General features: G+C 72.0%; 2 protein-coding genes. One reads left to right on the forward strand and one right to left on the reverse strand.

The features are described from left to right. Positions 1-205: 205 nt before the first annotated feature. Entirely contained in the window at positions 206-1,888 is a 1,683-nt protein-coding gene (locus ADL12_RS20865; protein ID WP_062704186.1) for an IclR family transcriptional regulator domain-containing protein, read from the forward strand. Between the two features lie 14 nt (positions 1,889-1,902). Here ADL12_RS20865 and ADL12_RS20870 read toward each other — a convergent pair. After that, positions 1,903-2,507 (reverse strand): NADPH-dependent FMN reductase (locus ADL12_RS20870; protein WP_425265129.1); only part of this gene is annotated, 605 nt, incomplete at its 5' end.

A 2,507-nucleotide genomic window follows, 5' to 3' on the forward strand; every position in this document is an offset into this window, starting at 1 on the left:
GATGTGGAGGGCGAGTATCGGGTGTGGGTGTCGCGGGGGTAGGGGTGGCTACGGGGGGTGGCATGCCCGGCGATTCATACGTCTGCGTACGTCTGCGCACGTTCGCGCACGTCCGCGCACGTCCGCCACGTCTGCGTCGCCGGCGTACGCGCGCGTGGGTCGCATTACGGTGAGAGCCTGCTGCGACCGCCGTACCGGAGAGCCGATGCCCGCGAAGACGACCATGGACGCCGCCCCTGCTGTACCGGCGGAGGCGGTGACGCCGTTGATCCGTGGCGTCGCGGTGCTGCGGCAGCTGACGGAGGCGGGCGGGACGCTGAGCGCGAGCGGGCTGGAGCGGGCCACCGGGCTGGCCCGCTCCACGGTGGACCGCATCGCGTCCACGCTCGCGCGCATGGGGTACGTCCGTCTCGACGGCCGCGACGTGGTCCTCGCACCCCGCGTGATGGAACTCGGCAACGCCTACCTGGCCGCCCTGGGCATGCCCGCCCTTCTCTCCTCCCACGCGGACGCGCTCGCCGACGAGCTGGACGAGTCGGTGTCGTTGGCGGTCGCCGACCGCGACGGCATCCGCTTCATCCACCAGGCGACCCGCCGCCGCGCGATGTCCCTCAGCTTCCGCATCGGCGACCTGCTTCCGGCCGAACGCACCGCACCGGGCCCGCTGTTCGCGGCGGAGTGGACGGACGCGGAGTGGCAGACCTGGCGCGAGCGCCGGGCGGCGGACCCGCAGGACCGGGACTTTCCCGCCGTACCGCCCCGGGAACACGCGTTGTCCGACGAGGACTTCGAGCGCCGGGCGCAGCGCGCACGCAAGGACGGCTGGGCGCTGGACGACCAGTTGATCGAGCCGGGGCTGGTGGCCGTATCGGTACCGGTACGGGATCCTCGCGCGGGCGGCCGTATCGCCTGCGTGGCGAACGTGGTCAGCCACACGAGCCGCCACACCGCCGCGAACCTGCGCGACACGCTCCTCCCCCGCCTGCGGACCGCGGTGGCGAAGATGGAGCGCGAACTGCGCGAGGCACCGCAGCCGCAGCCCGGGGCGGCACCGGCGGGCCTGGCGATCTGGACGGGCGCGTCCAAGCAGGAACTGGGCCGGGAGTTCGTCGAGTCGCTGGCGCGCGGGCTGACCGTACTGACCGCCTTCGGCGAGGGCCGGGCCGAGCTGACGCTCACGGACGTGGCCCGCGCGACGGGCCTGGCCCGCGCCACGGCACGCAGGGCACTCATCACGTACGAGTATCTGGGCCTGGTACGCCAGTCGGGAAACCGAGGCTTCACGCTGACCCCGCGCGTACTGTCGCTGGGCTACCCGCCCCTGTCCCGCACGTCCCTGTCCCAGATCGCGGCCCCGCATCTGGCCGAACTCGCCGACCGGGTCCACGAGTCGGCGTCGCTGGCGGTGCTGACGCCGTCGGGTGAGGAGATCCAGTACACGGCCCGGGCCGCCACCCACCGCGTGATGAGCGTCAACATCACGGTCGGCACGCGGCTGCCGGCGTATGCGACGTCCCTGGGCAGGGTGCTGCTGGCGGATACCCCGGCCGGGGAACGGCAGTTGGCTGCCGCACTGGGCGAACTGCACCCGCTGACCCCTCGTACGATCACGGACCCCTCGGCTCTCGCGACCGTGCTGGAGGACATCCGCAAGCGCGGATACGCCCTGGTCGACGAGGAGTTGGAGGAGGGCCTGCGGTCGGTGGCGGTACCGGTACGGGACCGGACGGGCCGGGTGGTCGCCGCGGTGAACGTGGCCATGCATGCGGCTCGGTGGTCGATGGAGGAGTGCGTGCGGGACGTGCTGCCGGAGCTGGTGGAGACGGCCGGGCGGGTGGAGGGGGATCTGCGGGTGGCGGGGCGGTTCGCTCGGGTTTCGGTGTCCTGATCCCCTTGAGGGGTTCAGGAGGCGTACGGCCTGACGGCCCGGCCCTCGCGCAGAGTCAGCCCCCACCAGGCGAGCTGGTCCAGCAGCACGGCCGCGGCCTTGGCGGTGCCGTCCTGGTCGTGCGGGCGGCCCTCGCCGTCGAACTGCTCCCAGGCCATGTGGAAGCTGACGGTGTCGCGCAAGGTGACGGCGTGCAGCTCGGCGAAGACCTGCCGAAGCTGCTCCACTGCCCGCTGCCCTCCGGCCATACCGCCGTACGAGACGAACCCCACCGGCTTGGCCCGCCACTCCCGGTAGACGTAGTCGATGGCCAGCTTCAGCGCGGCGGGGTACCCATGGTTGTACTCGGGCGTCACGACGACGAACCCATCGAGCCCACCGATGCGCTGCGCCAGCGTCGGGGCGTCATCCGCAGCTGCGGACCGCTCCAGGGTGAGCTTGAGTTCGTCGGCGAGAGCAGGTTCCGACAGGTCGATGACGTACGTCTCCATGTCCCCGCGCCGACCGACCTCGGAGACGAACCACTGGGAGACCTTGTCGGCAAAACGACCGGGGCGGACGCTGCCGATGAGGATGCCGATCTTGAGTGGGGGTTGGGAGGTGAGGGTGGGGGTGGGAG

Source organism: Streptomyces regalis (genome assembly GCF_001509475.1).
GTDB classification, from domain to species: Bacteria; Actinomycetota; Actinomycetes; order Streptomycetales; family Streptomycetaceae; genus Streptomyces; species Streptomyces regalis.

Bases quoted from the DNA above. Each gene is read 5' to 3' on its own strand.
- ADL12_RS20865 (WP_062704186.1), top strand. From the start codon at position 206: ATGCCCGCGAAGACGACCATGGACGCCGCCCCTGCTGTACCGGCGGAG.